The organism is Roseateles sp. GW821-FHT09G09 (assembly GCF_059415965.1).
Map to the genome: position 1 here is coordinate 260247 of NZ_JBWKOG010000004.1, position 20790 is coordinate 281036.

The following is a 20790-nucleotide window of genomic DNA, read 5'->3' on the forward strand; positions in this document are numbered from 1 at the left end:
GCGCGGGGCAGGGGAAGCGGGGAGAAGGCGGCGGACCCGGGACTCACTCGACCGCGACGGCGCGCTCGATGATCACCGGGTCGACCGGCACGTCGTCATGGAAGCCCGAACGGCTGGTCTTGACCTTCTCGATCTTGTCCACGACGTCCTGGCCGGCGACGACCTTGCCGAACACCGCATAGCCCCAACCCGACGGGCTTTCGCTCTTGAAGTTCAGGAAGTCGTTGTCGACCGTGTTGATGAAGAACTGCGCGCTGGCCGAGTGCGGCGCGTTCGTGCGCGCCATCGCCAGCGTGTACTTGTCGTTCTTCAGGCCGTTGTTGGCCTCGTTCTGGATCGGCGCGTCGGCCGGCTTCTGCTTCATGCCTTCCTCGAAGCCGCCGCCCTGGGCCATGAAGCCCTTGATCACGCGGTGGAAGATCGTGCCGTCGTAGTGGCCCTTGGCGACGTACGCCAGGAAGTTCTCGACGCTCTTGGGGGCCTTGGCGTCATCCAGCTCCACGGTGATCAGACCGTGGTTGGTGTGCAGTTCGACTTTCTTGGTCATGTCTTCAACTCCTTATTTCTCGACAGTGGCCTTGTTGATCAGGACCGGGGTGTTGGGCAGGTTCTGGAACGCCGGGTTCTTCGGCGACGGCGCGGTCGGCACCGCGCGGATCTTGTCGACCACGTCCATGCCCTCGCTGACGTAGCCGAACACGGCATAGCCGCGGCCGTCGGACGCGTAACCCGGGTCCAGCGCGGCGTTGTCCACGGTGTTGATGAAGAACTGCGAGGTCGCCGAGTTCGGATCGTTGGTGCGCGCCATCGCGATCGAGCCGCGGATGTTCATCAGGCCGTTGCCGGCTTCCAGCGGGATCGGCGGCCGCGTCGGGCGCTGCTTCAGGTCGGCCGTGTAGCCGCCGGTCTGGATCATGAAGTCGCCGATGACGCGATGGAAGATCACGCCGTTGTAGTGGCCGGCCTTCACGTAGGTCAGGAAGTTGGCGACCGTCTTGGGCGCCTTCTCCGCGTCCAGCTTGATCACGATGTCGCCGGCGGTGGTGTTCAGCCGGACCGTCTGCGCCTGGACGAGCGAGGCCGCGAGGCCCAGCACGGCGGCGCCGACGGCGAGCAGGAATTTGGATGTCCGCATGGTCCTGGTGGGGTGGTTGGAGCGTTGAGGGAAGCGTTGGGGGCGCGTGCGCCGCCCGCGATCATCGCGCCTGGCCGCCCTTGGCGTTGTTGAACGCTGTGACGCGTTGCAACTTGACCTTCAGCGCGGTGTCGTCGCCGAGCGCCTGCTTCAGCGCGCGTTCGTAGGACTGCTGGGCCAGGCGCATCAGCACGTCGCCCATGTTCTCCTGGGCCTGCGCGTGGTCGGGCTGCAAGTCCAGGGCGCGGGTGAGGGACTGGCGCGCCGCCTCGTACTCGCCGCGCGCGGCATGGATGACGGCCAGGTTGTTGTACGGATCGGCCAGGTCGGGGAAGTCCTCGGTCAGGCCGGTGAACAGCGCGCGGGCGCGTTCGAGCTGCTGCTGCTCGAGCAGCATCGTGCCCAGCGCGAAGCGCAGGCGCGGATCGTCCGGGGTGGTCTTCAGGCCGGTCTCGGCGGTCAGGATCGCCTGGTCGCGTTTGCCGGCGGCCCACTGGGCCTGCGCGTCCTCGAGGGCGGCGGCATGCGTCAGCGTGGCGCCGCTCATCGCCAGGGCGACGAGGCAGGAGCGGATCAGGGCGGGAAGTCTTGGCGCAAGTCTTGGCATGGGGTCGGGCCGCTATACTGCCGGGCATTCTAGAGCGAGCTTTCGTCTCACGCTCGCCTCCCGGCCGGCTCTCCGGCCCACCCGCACCGCACCGTTGAAAGCGCCGAACCTCGCGACCCGTCGCCGGTGCGGCGCGAGCCCCGTATGTCTTCCTTGCGCATCTACAACACGCTGGACCGCCAGCTCCAGGACTTCCAACCGATCGAGCCGGGCAAGGTCCGCATGTACGTCTGCGGCATCACGGTCTACGACCTGTGCCACATGGGGCATGCGCGCATGAACATCGCGTTCGACGTCGTCTACCGGTGGCTGAAGGCCAGCGGCTTCGACGTCACCTACGTGCGCAACATCACCGACATCGACGACAAGATCATCCGCCGCGCGCTCGAGCGCGGCATCACGATCGGCCAGCTCACCAGCGACACCATCGCCGCGATGCACCGCGACTTCGATGCGCTGGGCATCGCCAAGCCGACGCATGAACCGCGCGCGACCGAGTACGTCCCCCAGATGCTGGACATCATCGGCCGGCTCGAGACCAAGGGCCTGGCCTACCAGGCCGACGGCGGCGGCGACGTGAACTACGCGGTGCGCAAGTTCGACGGCTACGGCAAGCTCAGCGGCAAGTCGCCGGACCAGCTGCGCGCCGGCGAGCGCGTCGCGGTCGACGACGGCAAGCGCGATCCGCTGGACTTCGTGCTGTGGAAGTCGGCCAAGGCCGACGAACCGGTCGAGGCCAAGTGGGCCAGCCCCTGGGGCGAAGGCCGCCCGGGCTGGCACATCGAGTGCTCGGCCATGAGCTGCGCGCTGCTGGGCGAGCGCTTCGACATCCACGGCGGCGGCATGGACCTGCAGTTCCCGCACCACGAGAACGAGATCGCGCAGAGCGAGGGCGCCTTCGGGCACTTCGTCAATTACTGGCTGCACAACGGTTTCCTGAACATCGACGGCGAGAAGATGTCCAAGAGCCTGGGCAACTTCTTCACCATCCAGGAAGTGCTGGAGAAGTTCGACGGCGAGTCGATCCGCTTCTTCATGCTGCGCACGCAGTACCGCAGCCCCTTCAACTTCAGCGATGTCAGCCTGGACGATGCGCGCACCGCGCTGCGTCGCCTGTACACGGCGCTGGACGCGGTCGCGCCGGCGGACGTGGCGATCGATTGGACGCAAGGTCCCGCCGCGGCGTTCAAGGCCGCGATGGACGACGACTTCAACACCCCGGGTGCCCTGGCCGTGCTGTTCGAACTCGCCAACCAGGTCAACCGCGACCGGTCCGCACAGGACGCCGGTCTGCTGAAGGCGCTGGGCGGCGTGCTGGGCGTGCTGCAGCAGGCGCCCAAGACCTTCCTGCAAGCCGGCGCGGGCCTGGACGAGGCCGCGATCGAGGCGCAGATCGCCGCGCGCGCCGCCGCGAAGGCGGGTCGCGACTTCGCCGAGGCCGACCGCATCCGCAAGTCGCTCGCCGGACAAGGCATCGAGCTGAAGGATTCCCCGACCGGCACGACCTGGGTCCGTGCCTCGAAGGTTGGAGAGCAGGCCTGATGGCGCGTGTGGCGACCGCCGGGGTGACCCCGGACTACTGGGACGAGGCCTGCAGACACCTGGTCAAGCGCGACCGGGTGATGAAGAAGCTGATCCCGCAATTCGGCGAAGCGCGGCTGCAGAGCCGCGGTGACGCCTTCACGACGCTCGCGCGTTCGATCGTCGGACAGCAGATCTCGGTGAAGGCGGCGCAGGGCGTGTGGGACAAGTTCGCCGAGCTGACCTCGGGGCCGTCCAACCGCATCAAGCCGACCGAGGTGCTGGGCCTGGAGAAGACCGCGCTGCGGGCCGTGGGCCTGTCCTTGCGCAAGGTCGAGTACCTCAGCGACCTGGCGCAGCATTTCGAAACCGGTCAGGTCCATGTGCGCCAATGGGCGCAGATGGAAGACGAAGCCATCATCGACGAACTGGTGGCCATCCGGGGCATCGGCCGCTGGACGGCGGAGATGTTCCTGATCTTCCACCTGATGCGGCCCAACGTGCTGCCGCTGGATGATCTGGGGCTGCTGAAAGGCATCAGCCAGCATTACTTCAGCGACGAGCCGGTGTCGCGCGCGGAGGCCCGAGAGCTGGGCGAGGGCTGGGCCCCGTATCGCTCGGTGGCCACATGGTACATTTGGCGGAGCCTCGATCCGCTACCCGTGGATTACTGAGAATGAGCAAGAAACACTTCCTCGAATTCGAGCAGCCGATCGCCGAGCTCGAAAGCAAGATCGACGAGCTGCGCTACGTGCAGAGCGAGTCCGCGGTGGACATCTCGGAAGAGATCGACCGCCTCGGCAAGAAGAGCCTGCAGCTCACGAAGGACATCTACGCGAACGTCCTGCCGTGGCAGGTCTACCAGGTCGCGCGCCACCCGCAACGTCCGCAGACGCTGGACTACTGCGGCGAGGTGTTCACCGAATTCCAGGAGCTGCATGGCGACCGCCACTTCGCGGATGACGCCGCGATCGTCGGCGGTCTCGCGCGCTTCAACGGCCAGGCCTGCATGGTCATCGGCCACCAGCGCGGTTCCGACGCGAAGGAGCGCACGCTGCGCAACTTCGGCATGCCGCGCCCCGAGGGTTATCGCAAGGCGCTGCGACTGCTGAAGCTGGCCGAGAAGTTCGGCCTGCCGGTCTTCACCTTCATCGACACGATGGGCGCGTACCCGGGCATCGGCGCGGAAGAGCGCAGCCAGTCCGAGGCGATCGGCCGCAACATCTTCGAGATGGCGCAGCTGGAAGTCCCCATCATCGCGACGGTGATCGGCGAGGGCGGCTCCGGCGGGGCGCTGGCGATCGGCGTGGCCGACCAGGTGCTGATGCTGCAGTTCTCGGCCTACTCGGTGATCTCGCCGGAAGGTTGCGCGTCGATCCTGTGGAAGACCGCCGCGCGCGCCCCCGAGGCCGCCGAGGCCCTGGGCATCACCGCCCACCGCCTGAAGGCCCTGGGCCTGATCGACAAGATCGTCAGCGAGCCGGTCGGCGGCGCGCATCGCGATCCCAAGCAGATGGCGTCGAGCCTGAAGCGCGCGCTCGGCGATGCGCTCCGTCAGGTGTCCGACCTGAAGACCAAGGACCTGCTGGACCGCCGCTATGAGCGCCTGCAGGCCTATGGTCGATTCAGCGACACCAAGAGCCGGTGATCCCGGCGCCGATGCAGGCGCCCACGTGGAAACGGACGCCGACATGGATGCCGGCATGCCGGCTCGACCCGATCCGACCCGCCGCGTGATTGCAGTCGCCACCAGTGGCGGCCGCGATTCGACGGCGCTCCTCCACGCCACCGCTGTTGCAGCCCGCCCGCTCGGACTGCAGGTGGTGGCGTTGCACATTCATCATGGACTGAGCGTTCACGCCGACGCGTGGCTGGCGCATCTGCAGACGCAGGTCGACGATTGGGCGGCGGAAGGTCTGCCCGTCAGCCTCGTCCATGAGCGTCTCGGTGGCGCGCCGGGCCCCGGCGACAGTGTCGAAGCCTGGGCCCGTGCCGGTCGCCACCGGGCGCTGCAACGCCTGACCCTCGATGCCGGCGCTGACCTGCTGCTGCTGGCGCACCATCGCCGCGACCAGGCGGAAACCTTCCTGCTTCAAGCGATGCGCGGCGCCGGCGTGGCGGGGCTGTCCGCGATGCCGCGCACGCAATGGCGCGACGGCGTGTGCTGGGCGCGACCCTGGCTGGATCGTCGGCGTGAATCCATCGAGGCCTACGTCGCCGAACACGGCTTGCGCTTCATCGAGGACGACAGCAACGGCGACGCGCGCTTCGCCCGCAACCGGCTTCGTCTGGAGGCCTGGCCCGCGCTGACCGTGGAGGCGCCCGGGGCGGAGGCGGCGCTGGCGCAGGCCGCCGCCTGGGCGCAGGAGGCGGCCGAACTCCAGCGCGAGATCGCCGAGGAAGACCTCGCCCGCTGGTCCGATGCCGACGGCCTGTCGCAGGCCATGCTGCACACGCTCAGCCCGGCGCGCGCGTCGAACGCGTTGCGGGCCTGGCTGCAGCGCGCGGCGGGACGTACCGCGCCCGCGACGCTGATCCGCCGCCTGATGGCGGAGGCGCCCGCGGCGACCGTGGCGCGTTGGCCGCTCGGCGATACCGAGCTGCATCTCTATCGCGGCCGCCTCTTCGTGCAGGCGCCGTCGCCCGTGCGGCCGCCCGCTCCGGCGGACGCGCTGCCGGCTTCGCTTCGAGGGCTTGGTGTCGTCGCCGCCGCCGCCGCGGACTCGCGGCTGCTCGTCGATCTTTCGCGGCCGGGGCGCCACCCGATCGCGGCCTGGGGAGGCGCTGTCGATGTCGAACCCGTGACCACGGGGGGCGTCGCGCTTTCTGCGCTCAGCAATGTCGAGTTGCGCCCGCGCGAAGGCGGCGAGCAGTTCCAGGCGCATGCCAGGGGCCTGGCGCGCGCGCTCCGCAAATGCTGGCAGACGGCCGGAATCCCCGGTATCCAGAGGGAAGGGCCGCTGATCTACGTCGATGGACGACTGCTGTTCGCGCCCGGTCTGGGCATCGACGCGCGCTGGATGGCGCCGGCCGGTGAAGCACAAATGGCGCTGCGATGGGTGTCGGATGCATGCGGATCCCGCATGGGCAGCGACGTTGCGGGCAAGGGCGGGTCTTAGAATCGCCGATCCACCCGCAGCCCTCCTCTGACATTCCCATGGCATTGATCGTTCACAAGTACGGCGGCACCTCGATGGGGTCGACCGACCGCATCCGCAACGTGGCTAAGCGTGTCGCCAAATGGGCACGGGCGGGTCACCAGATGGTGGTGGTCCCCTCGGCGATGAGCGGCGAGACCAACCGCCTGCTCGGCTTGGCGAAGGAGCTGTCGCCCGGGAGCTCGTCGCCGTCGCTGATGCGCGAACTCGACATGATCGCCTCGACCGGCGAGCAGGTGTCCGTCGGGCTGCTGGCGATCGCGCTGCAGGCCGAGGGCATGGACGCCGTCAGCTACACCGGCTGGCAGGTCGGCGTGTCGACCGACAACGCCTACACCAAGGCCCGCATCGAGAGCATCGACGACGCCAAGGTCAAGGCCGACCTCGACGCCGGCCGGGTGGTTGTCATCACCGGCTTCCAGGGCGTGGACGAGGACCGCAACATCACCACGCTAGGACGCGGCGGCTCGGACACCTCGGCGGTGGCGATCGCCGCGGCGATCAAGGCCGACGAATGCCTGATCTACACCGACGTGGACGGCGTCTACACGACCGATCCGCGCGTCGTGCCCGAGGCGCGGCGCATGAGCACCATCAGCTTCGAGGAGATGCTCGAGATGGCCTCGCTCGGCTCCAAGGTGCTGCAGATCCGCTCGGTGGAATTCGCGGGCAAGTACCGTGTGCCGATGCGCGTGCTGAGCAGCTTCACGCCCTGGGACATCGACATCGACGAAGAAGCCAAGTCCGGCACCCTGATCACTTTTGAAGAGGACGAACAAATGGAACAAGCCGTCGTCTCCGGCATTGCCTTCAACCGCGACGAGGCCAAGGTGACGCTGCTGGGCGTGCCGGACAAGCCCGGCATCGCGTTCCAGATCCTGGGACCGGTGGCCGACGCCAACATCGACGTCGACGTGATCATCCAGAACGTGTCGCAGGACGGGAAGACGGACTTCTCGTTCACGGTGCACCGCAACGACTACCAGCGCGCGATGGAGCTGCTGGAGAAGGTCGTGGGACCGGCGGTGCAGGCCGCCAAGGTGACTGGAGACCAGCGCATCTGCAAGGTGTCCATCGTGGGCATCGGCATGCGCTCGCACGTGGGCGTGGCGTCGAAGATGTTCCGCTCGCTGTCGGAAGAGGGCATCAACATCCAGATGATCACGACCAGCGAGATCAAGACCTCCGTCGTCATCGACGAGAAGTACATGGAGCTGGCGGTGCGCGCCTTGCATCGCGCCTTCGACCTGGACCAGGACATCGAGGCCTGATCGAGACGCGCCATGCGCCCGTTTCACTTGGAGCCGCGAAAAGCCATGCTATAGTCGCTGCTTCTCCGGTTGGAGACGTGACCGAGTGGCCGAAGGTGCTCCCCTGCTAAGGGAGTATGTGGGCAAAACCTGCATCGAGGGTTCGAATCCCTCCGTCTCCGCCAACCAGATGTGAAACCCCCGCGACGCAAGTTGCGGGGGTTTTTGCATTCCGGGGTCAATGAATGCATTCCAGACTACTGCAGTGGGTCAGGAAAACTTTCAGCGGCGCCTTGGCGATGTGTCCTAAAGTCATCGCATGTACACGCCCAAGCATTTCGATCTGCCGGACCTGTCGCATGCCCGGCTGATGATCCAGGAGCATCCGCTGGCCACGCTGATGCTGATCGATCCGACGCATGGCCTGTCCGCCACGCCGGTGCCGATGATCTGGGGCGCGCCGACCGATTCCGCCGATGGCGAGGGCTGGTGGCTCGAAGGCCACCTGGCGCGCGCGAACCCGCATGTGGCCGCGCTGAAGTCGGAGGAGTTGGGCGAAGTGCTCGTGCAGTTCAACGGTCCCGGCGCCTACATCTCGCCGAGCCATTACGACACGCCGCTGTCCGTGCCGACGTGGAACTACCTGACCCTGCAGGTCCATGGCCGCGTGCAGATCATCGACGAGGAGCACGCCAAGGATGCGCTGCTCAAGCGCCTCATCGCGACGCAGGAGCCCGACTACGCCGCGCAATGGCGCGGGTTGCCGGAAGACTTCCAACGCAAGATGCTGGGCGCGATCGTCGGTTTCCGCGTGCCGGTTGCTCGCTGGACGATGAAGGCCAAGATCAGCCAGAACCGCAGCGCCGCCGAACGCGAGCGCATCCTGGCGCATCAGGAGCACCACGGCTCGCTGGAGGAGCAGATCCTCGCGAGATGGGTGCGCGAGCTCGCACCGCGGTGAGCGAGAGATCGTTCACGGGGTCAGGTCTTGCTGCTCGCAGTCCGATGACAACGACCAAAGAGAAGGCCCGCTGCAAGCGGGCCTTCTTCGTCGAGCGATGCGGCTTTGAGCCGCCGCTGATCACATGCTCACATAGTTCGGTCCGCCGCCGCCTTCCGGCGTGACCCAGACGATGTTCTGGGTCGGGTCCTTGATGTCGCAGGTCTTGCAGTGCACGCAGTTCTGCGCGTTGATCTGCAGGCGCTCGACGTTGTCGTCGGTCTTCACGAACTCGTAGACGCCGGCCGGGCAGTAGCGGGCTTCGGGGCCGGCGTACTTCGCCAGGTTGACCTGCACCGGCACGCTGTTGTCCTTCAGCGTCAGGTGGGCCGGCTGGTTTTCCTCATGGTTCGTGTTGGACACGAACACCGACGACAGGCGGTCGAAGGTCAGCTTCCCATCGGGCTTCGGATAACTGATCTTCGGCATCTCCGACGCGGGGCGCAGGAAGACGTGATCGGGCTTGTCGCGATGCAGCGTCCACGGCGGGCTCTTGATGCCGAGCTTGGGCAGCAGCCATTGCTCGATGCCCGTCATCAGCGTGCCGACGGTGTTGCCCTTCTTGAACCAGGTCTTGAAGTTGCGCGACTGGTCCAGCTCTTCACGCAGCCAGCTCTTCTCGAACGCGGCCGGGTAGGCGCTCAGCTCGTCGAACGAGCGGCCCGCGGCCAGCGCCTCGGCGATGGCGTCGGCGCACATCATCCCGGACTTGATGGCGGCATGGCTGCCCTTGATGCGCGCGGCGTTCAGGTAGCCGGCGTCGTCGCCGACCAGCGCGCCGCCCGGGAAGACCTGCTTGGGCAGGCTCAGCAGGCCGCCGGCGGTGATCGCGCGGGCGCCGTAGCCCAGGCGCTTGCCGCCCTCGATGTGCTTGCGGATCGCGGGGTGGGTCTTCCAGCGCTGCATCTCCTCGAACGGCGACAGCCACGGGTTCTGGTAGTCGAGCCCGACCACGAAGCCCAGCGTCACCTTGTTGCCCTCCAGGTGGTACAGGAAGCCGCCGCCGTAGGTCTCGCTGTCCATCGGCCAGCCGGCGGTGTGCACCACCAGGCCGGGCTGCGCCTTGTCGGCCGGCACTTCCCACAGCTCCTTGATGCCGATGCCGTAGGTCTGCGGATCCTTGCCGGCGTCGAGCTGGAACTTCGCGATCAGCTGCTTGCCGAGGTGGCCGCGCGAGCCTTCCGCGAAGATCGTGTACTTGCCGTGCAGCTCCATGCCGAGCTGGAAGCCCTCGTGCGGCTCGCCGTCCTTGCCCACGCCCACGTTCCCCGTGGCGACGCCCTTCACGCGGCCCTGCTCGTCGTAGACGACCTCCGCGGCGGCGAAGCCGGCGAAGATCTCCACGCCCAACGCCTCGGCCTGCTGCGCCAGCCACTTCGTGACGTTGCCCAGCGAGATGACGTAGTTGCCGTGGTTGTGGAAGCAGCCGGGGATCAGGAACTGCGGCGTGGCCTTCGCGCCGGACTCGGACAGGAACAGCACCTCGTCGCCGGTGACCGGCTGGCTCAGCGGGGCGCCGAGTTCCTTCCAGTTGGGGAACAGCTCGGTGATCGCGCGCGGATCCATGACCGCGCCCGACAGGATGTGGGCGCCGGCCTCCGAGCCCTTCTCGAGCACCACCACCGATATCTCCTGGCCCTTCTCCGCGGCGATCTGCTTCAGGCGGATCGCGGTGGCCAGGCCGGCGGGACCGCCGCCGACGACCACGACGTCGTAGTCCATGCTGTCACGCGGACCGTACTGGGCGATGAGTTCTTCGGAGGTCATGGTCATCCTTGCTCGTTCTAGTCGGAGTCCTGGCCGTGCACGCGCGGATCGGCGGGGGCCGGCTCGCTGTCTGGCTGGGGCGGTTTGCGGCGCATTCTAGCCGGGTGATGGGGAAAAAAGAACGATCGTGCTTTTTATGGGCAAGGGGCGGGCCTTGCCCCGAACGGGAGGCGGCGCGGAACGGGGCCTCGCCGTACGATGCGGCGCGACACCAGACCCACTTCGAGGATCCCATGAGCATTCACGTTCAACGCGACAAGACCGGCCCGATGCGCCAGACGGTGAGCATCCGCAATCATGTGCTGACGGCGGACCAGTCCGTCGAAGGCGGCGGCGAGGACGCCGGCCCCGACGCGCATGAGCTCTACGACGCCGCGCTGGCGTCGTGCAAGGCGCTGACGGTGCTCTGGTACGCGCGGCGCAAGGGCATGGCGCTGGAGGACGTGCTGGTGGACGTGGAGAGCGACCGCTCGCAGGAGCGGCAGGGCGTCTACAAGCTGAAGGCCTCGCTGACCTTCGTCGGCAACCTGAGCGACGAGGAACGCCAGCAACTGCTCGCCGTGGCCGACAAGTGCCCGGTGCACAAGCTGATGACGCAGGTGAAGACGGAGATCGAGACGGTGATGGCAGGCTGAGGCCGTCTGAGGTCGACGGAGGCCAACGTAGGCCCACGGAGGTCGGCCATCATCATCGGGGCGGGTCTTGCGTGCTATCGTCATCGGCACTTGTCCGGTCACACGAGAAGTTTTGCGAGAGACCTTGCCATGAGCTACAGCATCGATCTGGAGGGCCGTGTGGCCCTCGTCACGGGCGCGTCCAGCGGATTGGGCGCGCAGTTCGCCAGGACCCTGGCGAAGTCCGGCGCCTGCGTGGTGCTGGCGGCCAGACGCGTGGACCGCCTGAAGGACCTGCGCGCGGAAATCGAGGCCGGCGGCGGCGACGCGCACGTGGTGCAGATGGACGTCACCGACCTGGAGAGCATCGCCGCCGCGGTCGCGCGGGCGGAGACGGAAGTCGGCACGCTGGACATCCTGATCAACAACTCCGGCGTGAGCACGACGCAGCGCCTGGTCGACGTGTCGCCGGAGGATTTCGACTTCGTGATGGACACCAACGTGCGCGGCGCGTTCTTCGTCGCGCAGGAAGTGGGCAAGCGCATGCTGGCGCGGGCGCGCGGCGCGGCGCCGGGCACGTACACGGGCGGGCGCATCGTCAACATCGCGTCGATGGCGGGGCTGCGGGTGCTGTCGCAGATCGGCGTCTATGCGATGAGCAAGGCGGCGGTCATCCACATGACCAAGGCGATGGCGCTGGAGTGGGGCAAGTTCGACATCAACGTCAACGCCATCTGCCCCGGCTACATCGACACGGAGATCAACCACCACCACTGGCAGACCGACCAGGGTCGCAAGCTGGTGGAGCTGCTGCCGCGCAAGCGCGTGGGCACGCCGCAGGACCTGGACACGACGCTGCTGATGCTGTGCGCGAAGGAAAGCCGCTTCATCAACGGCGCGGTCATCCAGGCGGACGACGGATTCGGAGTTTGAGGAAAGAAGCGAGCCGATGGCTGTGAGAGAACTGAGCGCGCTGGAAGCGCGCGTGCTGGCGGTGCTGGTGGAGAAGGAGTCCACGGTGCCCGACAGCTACCCGATGTCGCTGAACAGCCTGACGCTGGGTGTGAACCAGAAGACCGCGCGCGATCCGGTGATGAACGCGAGCGAGTCCGACGTCGCCGCGGTGCTGGACGAGTTGAAGGCGATGAGCCTGGTCAACACGGTGAGCGGCAGCCGCGTGGCGCGGTTCGAGCACAACATGAAGCGGGTGCTGGGCGTGCCGGGGCAGGCGGAAGCGCTGCTGACGGTGTTGATCCTGCGCGGCCCGCAGACCTCGGCGGAGTTGCGGCTGAACTGCGAGCGCATCCACCGCTTCGCGGATGTCTCGTCGGTGGAGGGATTCCTCGACGAGCTCGCGGCGCGCGAGCCCGCGCTGGCGGTGAAGCTGGCAAAGGCGCCCGGCGCGCGCGAGGCGCGATGGGCGCACCTGTTGAGCGGCGAGCCGGCGGTGCCGGTGTATGTGGCGTCAATGTCCTCTTCGAGTGCGAGTTCGTCATCGAACAGCGCGCGCGATGAAGAGATCGCGGCGCTGCGCGCGGAGGTGGATCAATTGAAGGCGGTCGTCGCGCGTATCCAGTCGGAGCTCGGTATTTCCGACTGACCGGGCCCTCGCGGCGTCAGTCACCGCGCTTCCTCTGCCTCCGGGAGGCTGCTGGCCCTCACCCCCGCCCTCTCCCGCAAGCGGGAGAGGGAGTCCGATCGGCGCCATTCTTACCCCCTCTCCCGCTTGCGGGAGAGGGCAGGGGTGAGGGCTGGGGTCTATGCACCCCGCCACACCGGCTTCCTGCGCTCCGTGAACGCCCCCACGCCTTCGCGGAAGTCCGTGCTGCCGTAGCACTGGCGGATCAGGTCGTCGACATCGGGCAGGTTGCTCGACGTGAGCCGGCGGAGGATCTCCTTGCTGACCGCTTGTGTCACGGGTGCGAGCGGGCTCAGCTTGTCGCAGAGCGCGTCGCGTGCGGCGTCCAGCTCCTCGGCGGCGCAGACCGCATGCAGATAGCCGCACGCGAGCGCCTCGTCCGCGAGCATAGCCTCGGCCAGCAGCAGCATGCGTCGCACGCGCTGCGTTCCCCACGCGACCTGCAGCCGCGCGATGTTGGCCGCCGACAAGGTGTTGCCCAGCGTGCGCGCAATGGGCACCGCGAACTTCGCATCCGCCGTTGCGATGCGGAAGTCGCAGGCCGTGGCGATCGCCAGCCCGCCGCCGACCGCCCAGCCTTCGATCACCGCGACGGTGGGCATCGGCAGTTGCTCGACGAGCTGGATGCCGCTGTCGATGCGCCGCTCGTAGGCGACGCCGTCGTCGCCGCCATCGGCTCCGTCCCGGAAGGCGAGGAATTGCGCGATGTCCGTGCCCGCGACGAACGCCTGGCCGCCCGCGCCGCGGAACACCACGACGCGGATCTCCCGATCGCGCGCGAGCGACTCGCAGTGCTCGGCCAACTGCCCGTACATCTCCCACGTCATCGCATTGCGCGCCTCGGGCCGGTCGAAGGTGATCGTGGCGATCGCGCCCTCGCGGCTCAGGCGGGTAGTGCCTTGGCTCGTGCTCTCGCTCATGCGCTCGCCTTCCCGCGCTTCTCCCCGAACGCGCCGGCCTCCGCCAGCGCGCGCAGCTCCGACGCCTCGATGCCGTACTCCGCCATCACCTCGTCGATGTGCTGCCCCAGCAGCGGCGGCGGATGCCGCACTTCCTGCGGCGTGCCCAGCAGCTTCACCGCGAAGCCGATGTTGGGCACGCTGCCTTCGATCGGATGCTCGATCTCGATGCGCATCTTGCGGTGCTTGCCGTGCTCGCTGTTGAACGCCTGCGGATACGTCAGGATCGGGCCTGCCGGAATGCCGGCGGCCAGCATGCGTTCGATCCAATGCTCGGTGGTGTCCTCAGCGAAGCTGCGTTCCAGCGACTCGATCAGCTCCTCGCGATTCGCGAGCCGCAACGAGACGGAGCTGAAGCGCTCCTCGGCCAGCAGGTCGGGGCGCTCCAGCAGCGCGCAGAGCTTCTGCCACAGCTTCTGATTCGTCGCGCCCATGACGAAGTAGCCGTCCGACGCCTTCACCGCCTGGTACGGCGCGCTCATGCGGTTGGAGGTGCCCAGCGGCGTCGGCTCACGACCGGTCCCCCAGTACTCGCAGGTGTCCCAGACCGAGAAGGCCAGCGCCGAATCGAACAGCGACGCGTCCACGTACTGCCCGCGGCCGGTGGCCTTCGCGCCGATGTACGCAGACAGCGCGCCGTAGACCGCGAACAGCGCGCAGCCGATATCCGCCACCGGCACGCCGGCCTTCACCGGCGGCCCGTCGGCATACCCGGTCACGCTCATCACGCCGGACATCGCCTGCGCCATCAGGTCGAAGCCCGGCCGCTCCGACCACGGCCCCGACTGCCCGAATCCCGAGATGCTCACGTACACCAGCGCGGGATTGATCGCGCTGAGCGTCTCGTAGTCCATGCCCAGCCGCTTCATCGCGCCCGGCCGATAGTTCTCGATCAGGATGTCTGCTTCCTTGGCCATGCGGTGCAGCACCTGCTTGCCGGCCTCGGACTTGAGATCCAGCGTCACGCTGCGCTTGTTGCGGTTCATGTTGAGGAAGCCCATGCTGTCGGGCCCCTTCATCTTGAAACCCATCGCGCCGCGGGTCTGGTCGCCTTCGGGCGGCTCGATCTTCACGACGTCGGCGCCGAGGTCGGCCAGCAGCATGCAGGCATACGGGCCGGCCATCACCTGGCTGACGTCGAGGACGCGCACGCCCTTGAGCGGCAACGGTCGCGTGGATCCGGTCGATCCGGTCGATGCGGTCGATTCAGTGGATGCGGTCATCGGTACTCCCTTCAGGCTTCGACGCGGACGTTCGCGTCCTTCACGACCTTCGCCCACTTCGTGCACTCGGCCTGGATGTAGGCGCCGAACTTCTCGCTGCTGCCGCCGGCGTCCTCCGCGCCGAATTCATCGAGCTTTGCGGCGATCTCGGGCAGCGCGAGCCCCTTGTTCACGTCCTGGTTCATGCGCTGGACCATCTCGGCGGGCAGGCCCTTGGGACCGACCAAGCCGTACCACGACGCGGCGTCCAGGCCGGGGCAGCCGGACTCCGCCAGCGTCGGGACGTTGGGGTAGCTCTTCGCGCGCTTGATGCGCGTCTGCGCGATCGCGGTGACCTTGCCCTGCTTGATGAAAGGCGTCGCCGCGGTCATCGTGTCGAAGGCGAAGTCGATCTGGCCGCCCATCAGGTCCACAAGCAGCGCCGACGAGCCCTTGTAGGGCACGTGCGTGGCCTTGACCTTGGTGGCGAGCATGAACATCTCGAGGGCCAGGTGTTGCGCCGAGCCGATGCCCGAGGAGCCGAAAGACACCTGACCCGGCTTGCTGCGGCAGAGCTCGACGATCTCCGGCACCGTGCGCACCTTCTGCGTGTCCACGCAGGTGAGCACGTTGGGCGTGACGCCGACCATGACGATGGGGGAGAAGTCGCGGCGCGGGTCGTACTTGACGTTGGGCATCAGCGCCGGCGCGATCGCGTTGCTGTTGACGTGCGCCATCAGCAGCGTGGTGCCGTCCGGCGGCTGCTTGGACACGTAGTCCGCGGCGATGACGCCGGTGGCGCCGGGCTTGTTCTCGACCAGCACCTGCGTGCCCCACATGACGCTGAGCTTCTGCGCGAGCACGCGCGCCAGCACGTCGGTGCCGCCGCCGGCGGCGAAGCCGACGATGATCCGAACGGGGGTGGTGGGCAGCGGGGCCGCGCGCAGCAGGCTGGGCGAGAGTGTCAGCGCGGGCAAGGCGAGGGCGCCTAGGCCGGCACGGGTGAAGGTTCTGCGGCGCATCGTTGTCTCCGTCGTTGTCGTTGGTCTGTGGGGACGACTATTGAGCAACGAGGGGACCGCCGGCCATCGCTAATTCGGCGGATCAGGTTTCGCGAAATTCGTACGCGCGAAGACTTCTGCAACGCTGACGGCGGCCGGCGACAGGCTGTCGGCGGGGCGGCAGCACAGGACGAACCGGCGCTGCGCCCAGGGCTCGGGGATCTCCACGCGCAGGAAGCGGGCGCCGCCCGCGACGGCCTTCGCGACGGCCTTGGGCATCACGCCGACGCCCAGCCCCTGCGCGATCAGCGCGGCGATGCTGTCGAAGCCGCCGACCCGCATGCGCATGCGCAGCAGGCGGCCGGACTCGTTGGCGAGTTTCTCGAGCAGGGCCGAGATGGCCGAGCCTTCGCCGAGCCCGATGACATCGCAGGCGAGGATGTTGTCGAGCGTCGCGGGCGCGTGGGCGAACAGCGCGTGGCCGCGCGGCGCGACCAGCACGAGTTCATCGCCGCGATACGGCATCGTCGGCAGGTCGACGGCGCCGAGCGAGGCTTCGAAGATGCCGATGTCGGCGGTGCCGCGGGTCAGCGCCTGCTGGACGTTGAGGCTGTTCATCTCCTGCAGGTCGATGCTCACGCCGGGGCAGGCGGCGGCGCAGCGCTCGATGTCGGCGGGGACGAACTGCAGGACGGCCGACTTCGGCGCCGCGAGCCGCACCACGCCCTGGGCGCCGCCGACGAAGGACGCGGCGTCGTCCTGCATGCGCAGCACGGTGTGGGTGATGTTGCGCGCATGGGCCAGCATGGCGCGGCCCGCGTCGGTCAGCGCCATGCCGTGCGGCTTGCGCAGGAAGAGCGGCAGGCCGAACTGCGCCTCCAGCTCGGCGATGCGCCGCGACGCGGCGGCCGGCGCGATGTGCAGGCGCTCCGCCGCGCGCGTGACGCCGCCGAGCTCGGCGGTGGCGATGAACAGGTGAACCGTGGTGAGGTCGAAGTGCGGACGGGCGGGGAGCTTCAGCGTCATCCGCCGATTACATCAGGTCGTCCAGGCGTATCGGCAGATCCCGCACCCGTCGCCCGCAGGCGTTGAAGACGGCGTTCGCCACCGCCGCGCCGACGCCGGTGATCCCGATCTCGCCCACGCCGTGCGCGCCCATCGGCGTGTGCGGATCGGCGATGTCGGTCCAGATCACGTCGATGTCCGGCACGTCCATGTGCACCGGCACGTGGTACTCGGCCAGGCTGGGATTCATGATCCGGCCGTTGCGTTCGTCGAACTGCGTCTCTTCGGTCAGCGCCAGGCCCAGGCCCATCACGATGCCGCCGCGGAACTGGCTGGAGGCCAGCTTCGGGTTGATGATGCGACCGCAGTCGAACGAGCCGAGGAAGCGGCTCACGCGCGCCTCGCCGGTCACCGCGTTCACCCGCACCTCGCAGAACATCGCGCCGAACGAATGCATCGACCAGTGCTGCATCTCCAGCGGCGGCGGGGCGCTCGCCTCGACGCTGAGGTCCTCGCGTTTTGCGGCGGACAGGAGATCCGTCAGGCGTTGCTGCCGCCCCGGATCCTCCCGGCTGACGAGCGCACCGTCGCGCGCCTCGACCTCGTCCGCTTTCAGCCCGTGCAGCGGCGACCCCTTGTCGGCCAGCTTCAGCAGGCCCTCGATCAACGCGTCGCAGGCCAGCATCACGGCCTTGCCGATCGAGGCCGTCTGCTGCGACCCGCCCGCCAGCACCACGCCGGGGAAGCTCGAATCGCCGTAGCTGAAGTCCACGTCCGCCATCGTCAGACCGAGGCGTTCCGCCGTGATCTGCGTCTGCGCGGTGGCCGTGCCCATGCCCATCTCATGCGCGGCGATCTGGACCCGGACGCGTCCGTCGGCGGACAGCGTGAGCCGGGCCGCGCCGCCGGGCATGCGGTAGTACGGATAGGTCGCCGTCGCGCAGCCCATGCCGAACCACCACTCGCCCTCCCGCCGCGCGCCGGGCCGGGCATCGCGGTGCTGCCATCCGAAACGCTCGGCGCCCGCGCGGTAAGCCTCGGCCAGGTGGCGCGACGAGAAGGGCGTGCCGGTCGTCGGGTCCTTCTCCGGCTCGTTGCGCAGGCGCAGCGCGATCGGGTCCATGTCCAGCGCGACCGCCAGTTCGTCGATGGCCGACTCGAGCGCGAATGTCCCGACGGATTCGCCGGGCGCGCGCATGAAGGTGTTGGCCAGCATGTCGACCTCGGCGGTCTGCACGTCCAGCTTGAAGCTGCCGGCGCCGTACACGCAGCGCGCGGGCAGGATGAAGGGTTCCGGCATGTTGTTGTGCGGGGTCATCGCGACGGTGCCGGTGTGGATCAGCGCGTCGAAGCGGCCGTCGGCCTGCGCGCCAATGGCGACGCGCTGTTCCGTGCAAGTCCGTCCGCCCACGACGCGGTGCACGCCCTCGCGCGACAACATGATCCGCACCGGCCGTCCGACCAGCCGCGACGCCGCCGCGGCCAGCACCTGGTGTCGCCACAGCGTCTTGCTGCCGAACCCTCCGCCGACGAAAGGCGAGGTGACGTGCACCTGTTTCTCGTCCAGGCCGAAGATCTGCGCCAGCGTCCACGCGCAATGCGCCACGCCCTGCGACGCGTCGTGCACGTGGAGCTCGTCGCCCTGCCACGCCAGCGTCGCCGCGTGCAGTTCGATCGGATTGTGGTTGTAGCGCGGCGTGGTGTAGGTCACGTCCACGCGATGCGGCGCGGCGAGCAGGGCGGCTTCCGCATCGCCGATCTCGGTGTGCAGCGGCTCCCCCTGGAAGACGCCGGTCCTGGTGCCGGCGGCTTTCGCGTCGCTGAAGGCCGTGGTCGCCGCCTCCCCCTCGTAAGCCACGCGGATCAGCGAGGCGGCGTGATCGGCCTGCTCCTGGGACGCGGCGAGCACCAGGGCGATCGGCTGGCCGTTCCAGTGCACGCGGTCGTCCTGCATCACCGGCAGGTCGTCGCCGCCGGCGGCCTTGTCCTTGGTCAGGAACAGCGGCGCCGGTTTCATCTTCGGCGCGTTGCGATGCGTCATCACGAGCGCGACGCCGGCGGCGGCTTCGGCGGCGTCGGTCTCGAGCGCGGACACGCGTCCCTTGGCGATCGTGCTGTAGACGAGCGCGGCGTACAGCAGCCCGTCCATCGGGAACTCGGCGGCGAAGCGGGCCTCGCCCTTCACCTTCAACGCGCCGTCCACCCGCGACACCGGCGAGCCGACCAGCCCCTCGCGGCGCGCGATCAACGGATCGGGCGTGCCGCCCGGCATCCAGGCATCGGGCGCGATCTCGATCGCCTTCTTCATCGCCGCCTGGGCGGCGTCCTTGAGCAGGCTCATGGCTGGGTCTCCGTCAGTTGGCGCAGCACGGCAACCACTGTGCGACGCGCCAGATCGATCTTGAAGGCGTTGTGGCGCAGCGGCCGGGCACCGGCGAGCTCCGCATCGATCGCGGCCAGGAAGGTGGACTCCGTGGCCGGCTGGTCCTTGAGCAGCGCTTCCGCTTTCAAGGCGCGCCACGGCTTGTGCGCGACGCCGCCGAGCGCCATCCGGATGTCCTTCACCCGCCCGTCCTGCAGCTCGAGCGCGGCGGCCACCGACACCAGCGCGAAGGCGTAGCTCGACCGGTCCCGCACCTTGCGGTAGGTGGAGCGCGCGGCGAAGGCCAGGGCCGGCAGTTCGACGGCGGTGATCAGCTCGCCGGGCCGCAGCCGCGTGTCGATCTCGGGATGGTCCTCGGGCAGGCGATGGAGGTCGATCAGCGGCAGCGAGCGGTCGCCGTCCGGATGTCGCAGATGGACCGCCGCATCGAGCGCCGCGAGCGCGACGCACATGTCGGACGGATGCGTCGCCACGCAGGCCGGCGAGGCGCCGAGGATCGCGTGCATGCGGTTGAACCCGTCCAGCGCGTCGCAGCCTTGCCCGGGTTCGCGCTTGTTGCAGCGCGAGCCCTCGCTGTCGTAGAAATAGGCGCAGCGCGTGCGCTGCAGCAGGTTGCCGCCGACGGTCGCCATGTTGCGGATCTGCGCCGAGGCGCCGGCGACGATCGCGCGCGACAGCAGCGGGACGCGCTCGCGCACGGCGGGATGGGCGGCCAGCGCCGTGTTGCGCACGCCGGCGCCGATGGTGATGCGGCCGTCGTCGTGCGCGGTGATGCCGCTTTCGAGTCCGGTGACGTCGACCAGCGAGTCCGGCTGCTCCAGCGTCTCTCGCATCAGATCGACGAGGTTGGTTCCGCCGCCGAGGTATCTGGCGCCCGGCGCCGCGCCCTTGAGCAGGGCCTCGGCCGGATCGCCGGCGCGTGTATAGGTGAAGGGTTTCATCGCGCGATCTCCACCACGTTCGCCCCGGCGGCGATCGCCTCGACGATGCCGTTGTAGGCGCCGCAGCGGCAGAGGTTGCCGCTCATGCGTTCGCGCAGCTCCTCGCGGGTCAGCGGGATCACGCGCGCCTGCAGATCCTGCGTCACATGACTGGGCACGCCGCGTCGACATTCATCCGCCATGCCCACCGCCGAGCAGATCTGACCGGGCGTGCAGTAGCCGCACTGGAAGCCGTCATGGTCGATGAAGGCCTGCTGCAACGGATGCAGGCCGTCCGCGCCCGCCAGGCCCTCGATCGTCGTGATGGAGCGCCCGGCGTACTGCACGGCCAGCGCCAGGCAGCCGAGCACGCGTTCGCCGTCGGCCAGGACGGTGCAGGCGCCGCAGGCGCCCTGGTCGCATCCCTTCTTCGACCCGTGCAGGTGCAGGTGCTCGCGGAGGAAGTCGAGCAGGGAGACCCGCGGGTCGTCGGGCAAGGGGACGAGGGTCCCGTTGATGGTGATGGACACGGTGCGACCTCCGGTAAGACGATGGGAGGAGGTCGGCAACCCGGGTGCCCGACGCCGCAGGCCCGGATCGAGAGGGCAGGAGGCGAGGAGCAGGCGGCG

Annotated in this window: 20 protein-coding genes and 1 tRNA gene; 10 read left to right on the top strand and 11 right to left on the bottom strand. The window is 68.4% G+C overall.

Translation table 11 applies throughout. The features are described from left to right. Positions 1–43: 43 nt before the first annotated feature. From AC07O8_RS12635 to AC07O8_RS12645, 3 genes are all read right to left on the bottom strand, one after another. Positions 44–547 (bottom strand): peptidylprolyl isomerase, encoded by a 504-nt coding sequence (locus AC07O8_RS12635; protein WP_495048355.1) that lies wholly within the window; start codon positions 545–547, stop codon positions 44–46. Between the two features lie 12 nt (positions 548–559). Next, entirely contained in the window at positions 560–1135 is a 576-nt protein-coding gene (locus tag AC07O8_RS12640; RefSeq protein WP_495048356.1) for a peptidylprolyl isomerase, read from the bottom strand. Positions 1136–1196: 61 nt separating this feature from the next. Beyond that, a complete protein-coding gene (locus AC07O8_RS12645) occupies positions 1197–1682 on the bottom strand; it encodes a tetratricopeptide repeat protein (protein ID WP_495048357.1) in 486 nt (161 codons plus the stop codon). A 204-nt stretch (positions 1683–1886) separates the two neighbouring features. On the opposite strand from AC07O8_RS12645, the gene cysS reads away from it, so the two are divergent. The 7 genes from cysS (at position 1887) to AC07O8_RS12680 (ending at position 8632) form a co-directional block, all read left to right on the top strand. After that, complete coding sequence (gene cysS, locus AC07O8_RS12650) at positions 1887–3284, top strand: cysteine--tRNA ligase (RefSeq protein WP_495048358.1); 1398 nt, start codon at positions 1887–1889, stop codon at positions 3282–3284. Further along, positions 3284–3937 (top strand): DNA-3-methyladenine glycosylase family protein, encoded by a 654-nt coding sequence (locus tag AC07O8_RS12655; RefSeq protein WP_495048359.1) that lies wholly within the window; start codon positions 3284–3286, stop codon positions 3935–3937. The genes cysS and AC07O8_RS12655 overlap by 1 nt, the downstream gene beginning before the upstream one ends. Positions 3938–3939: 2 nt before the next feature. Beyond that, on the top strand, positions 3940–4911 hold the full coding sequence (locus AC07O8_RS12660; RefSeq protein ID WP_495048360.1) for an acetyl-CoA carboxylase carboxyltransferase subunit alpha: 972 nt from the start codon (positions 3940–3942) through the stop codon (positions 4909–4911). Positions 4912–4954: 43 nt separating this feature from the next. Next, a complete protein-coding gene (gene tilS / locus AC07O8_RS12665) occupies positions 4955–6382 on the top strand; it encodes a tRNA lysidine(34) synthetase TilS (protein WP_495048361.1) in 1428 nt (475 codons plus the stop codon). Between the two features lie 38 nt (positions 6383–6420). Then, complete coding sequence (locus tag AC07O8_RS12670) at positions 6421–7692, top strand: aspartate kinase (RefSeq protein ID WP_495048362.1); 1272 nt, start codon at positions 6421–6423, stop codon at positions 7690–7692. 71 nt (positions 7693–7763) lie between these two features. Then, positions 7764–7856 (top strand) — tRNA-Ser (locus tag AC07O8_RS12675). Between the two features lie 134 nt (positions 7857–7990). Then, the gene (locus AC07O8_RS12680) at positions 7991–8632 is read left to right on the top strand and encodes an FMN-binding negative transcriptional regulator (protein WP_495048363.1); all 642 of its coding nucleotides are present in this window, start codon (positions 7991–7993) and stop codon (positions 8630–8632) included. Between the two features lie 120 nt (positions 8633–8752). Here AC07O8_RS12680 and AC07O8_RS12685 read toward each other — a convergent pair whose 3' ends face one another. After that, positions 8753–10438 (bottom strand): electron transfer flavoprotein-ubiquinone oxidoreductase, encoded by a 1686-nt coding sequence (locus tag AC07O8_RS12685; RefSeq protein WP_495048638.1) that lies wholly within the window; start codon positions 10436–10438, stop codon positions 8753–8755. Between the two features lie 233 nt (positions 10439–10671). Here AC07O8_RS12685 and AC07O8_RS12690 point away from each other — a divergent pair, with 233 nt between their 5' ends. The 3 genes from AC07O8_RS12690 (at position 10672) to AC07O8_RS12700 (ending at position 12652) form a co-directional block, all read left to right on the top strand. Beyond that, the gene (locus AC07O8_RS12690; RefSeq protein WP_495048364.1) at positions 10672–11073 is read left to right on the top strand and encodes an OsmC family protein; all 402 of its coding nucleotides are present in this window, start codon (positions 10672–10674) and stop codon (positions 11071–11073) included. A gap of 129 nt (positions 11074–11202) precedes the next feature. Then, positions 11203–11985, top strand: a complete 783-nt coding sequence (locus AC07O8_RS12695; protein WP_297525207.1) for an SDR family oxidoreductase — start codon at positions 11203–11205, stop codon at positions 11983–11985. A gap of 16 nt (positions 11986–12001) precedes the next feature. Beyond that, on the top strand, positions 12002–12652 hold the full coding sequence (locus AC07O8_RS12700) for a YceH family protein (RefSeq protein WP_495048365.1): 651 nt from the start codon (positions 12002–12004) through the stop codon (positions 12650–12652). A gap of 158 nt (positions 12653–12810) precedes the next feature. On the opposite strand, the gene AC07O8_RS12705 is transcribed toward AC07O8_RS12700, so the two are convergent. From AC07O8_RS12705 to AC07O8_RS12735, 7 genes are all read right to left on the bottom strand, one after another. Continuing rightward, a complete protein-coding gene (locus AC07O8_RS12705) occupies positions 12811–13611 on the bottom strand; it encodes an enoyl-CoA hydratase/isomerase family protein (RefSeq protein WP_495048366.1) in 801 nt (266 codons plus the stop codon). Continuing rightward, positions 13608–14873, bottom strand: a complete 1266-nt coding sequence (locus AC07O8_RS12710; protein ID WP_495048367.1) for a CaiB/BaiF CoA transferase family protein — start codon at positions 14871–14873, stop codon at positions 13608–13610. The genes AC07O8_RS12705 and AC07O8_RS12710 overlap by 4 nt, the downstream gene beginning before the upstream one ends. Before the next feature lie 11 nt (positions 14874–14884). Next, complete coding sequence (locus AC07O8_RS12715) at positions 14885–15874, bottom strand: Bug family tripartite tricarboxylate transporter substrate binding protein (RefSeq protein WP_495048368.1); 990 nt, start codon at positions 15872–15874, stop codon at positions 14885–14887. 69 nt (positions 15875–15943) lie between these two features. After that, positions 15944–16879, bottom strand: coding sequence for a LysR family transcriptional regulator (locus tag AC07O8_RS12720; RefSeq protein WP_495048369.1), 936 nt, complete (start codon positions 16877–16879; stop codon positions 15944–15946). 7 nt (positions 16880–16886) lie between these two features. Beyond that, complete coding sequence (locus AC07O8_RS12725) at positions 16887–19199, bottom strand: xanthine dehydrogenase family protein molybdopterin-binding subunit (RefSeq protein WP_495048370.1); 2313 nt, start codon at positions 19197–19199, stop codon at positions 16887–16889. Continuing rightward, complete coding sequence (locus AC07O8_RS12730; protein ID WP_495048371.1) at positions 19196–20182, bottom strand: FAD binding domain-containing protein; 987 nt, start codon at positions 20180–20182, stop codon at positions 19196–19198. Before AC07O8_RS12730 ends, AC07O8_RS12725 begins: the two co-directional genes overlap by 4 nt. Continuing rightward, on the bottom strand, positions 20179–20751 hold the full coding sequence (locus AC07O8_RS12735) for a 2Fe-2S iron-sulfur cluster-binding protein (protein ID WP_495048639.1): 573 nt from the start codon (positions 20749–20751) through the stop codon (positions 20179–20181). Before AC07O8_RS12735 ends, AC07O8_RS12730 begins: the two co-directional genes overlap by 4 nt. Between the last annotated feature and the right edge of the window lie 39 nt (positions 20752–20790).

Excerpts from the sequence above, each read along its gene's own strand:
- AC07O8_RS12655 (WP_495048359.1), top strand. The coding sequence starts at position 3,284 with ATGGCGCGTGTGGCGACCGCCGGGGTGACCCCGGACTACTGGGACGAG.
- AC07O8_RS12690 (WP_495048364.1), top strand. The coding sequence starts at position 10,672 with ATGAGCATTCACGTTCAACGCGACAAGACCGGCCCGATGCGCCAGACG.
- AC07O8_RS12680 (WP_495048363.1), top strand. The coding sequence starts at position 7,991 with ATGTACACGCCCAAGCATTTCGATCTGCCGGACCTGTCGCATGCCCGG.
- AC07O8_RS12710 (WP_495048367.1), bottom strand. The coding sequence starts at position 14,873 with ATGACCGCATCCACTGAATCGACCGCATCGACCGGATCGACCGGATCC.
- AC07O8_RS12635 (WP_495048355.1), bottom strand. The coding sequence starts at position 547 with ATGACCAAGAAAGTCGAACTGCACACCAACCACGGTCTGATCACCGTG.
- tilS (WP_495048361.1), top strand. The coding sequence starts at position 4,955 with ATGGATGCCGGCATGCCGGCTCGACCCGATCCGACCCGCCGCGTGATT.
- AC07O8_RS12725 (WP_495048370.1), bottom strand. The coding sequence starts at position 19,199 with ATGAGCCTGCTCAAGGACGCCGCCCAGGCGGCGATGAAGAAGGCGATC.
- AC07O8_RS12730 (WP_495048371.1), bottom strand. The coding sequence starts at position 20,182 with ATGAAACCCTTCACCTATACACGCGCCGGCGATCCGGCCGAGGCCCTG.
- AC07O8_RS12645 (WP_495048357.1), bottom strand. The coding sequence starts at position 1,682 with ATGAGCGGCGCCACGCTGACGCATGCCGCCGCCCTCGAGGACGCGCAG.
- cysS (WP_495048358.1), top strand. The coding sequence starts at position 1,887 with ATGTCTTCCTTGCGCATCTACAACACGCTGGACCGCCAGCTCCAGGAC.
- AC07O8_RS12670 (WP_495048362.1), top strand. The coding sequence starts at position 6,421 with ATGGCATTGATCGTTCACAAGTACGGCGGCACCTCGATGGGGTCGACC.
- AC07O8_RS12700 (WP_495048365.1), top strand. The coding sequence starts at position 12,002 with ATGGCTGTGAGAGAACTGAGCGCGCTGGAAGCGCGCGTGCTGGCGGTG.
- AC07O8_RS12695 (WP_297525207.1), top strand. The coding sequence starts at position 11,203 with ATGAGCTACAGCATCGATCTGGAGGGCCGTGTGGCCCTCGTCACGGGC.
- AC07O8_RS12660 (WP_495048360.1), top strand. The coding sequence starts at position 3,940 with ATGAGCAAGAAACACTTCCTCGAATTCGAGCAGCCGATCGCCGAGCTC.
- AC07O8_RS12715 (WP_495048368.1), bottom strand. The coding sequence starts at position 15,874 with ATGCGCCGCAGAACCTTCACCCGTGCCGGCCTAGGCGCCCTCGCCTTG.
- AC07O8_RS12720 (WP_495048369.1), bottom strand. The coding sequence starts at position 16,879 with ATGACGCTGAAGCTCCCCGCCCGTCCGCACTTCGACCTCACCACGGTT.
- AC07O8_RS12705 (WP_495048366.1), bottom strand. The coding sequence starts at position 13,611 with ATGAGCGAGAGCACGAGCCAAGGCACTACCCGCCTGAGCCGCGAGGGC.
- AC07O8_RS12685 (WP_495048638.1), bottom strand. The coding sequence starts at position 10,438 with ATGACCTCCGAAGAACTCATCGCCCAGTACGGTCCGCGTGACAGCATG.
- AC07O8_RS12640 (WP_495048356.1), bottom strand. The coding sequence starts at position 1,135 with ATGCGGACATCCAAATTCCTGCTCGCCGTCGGCGCCGCCGTGCTGGGC.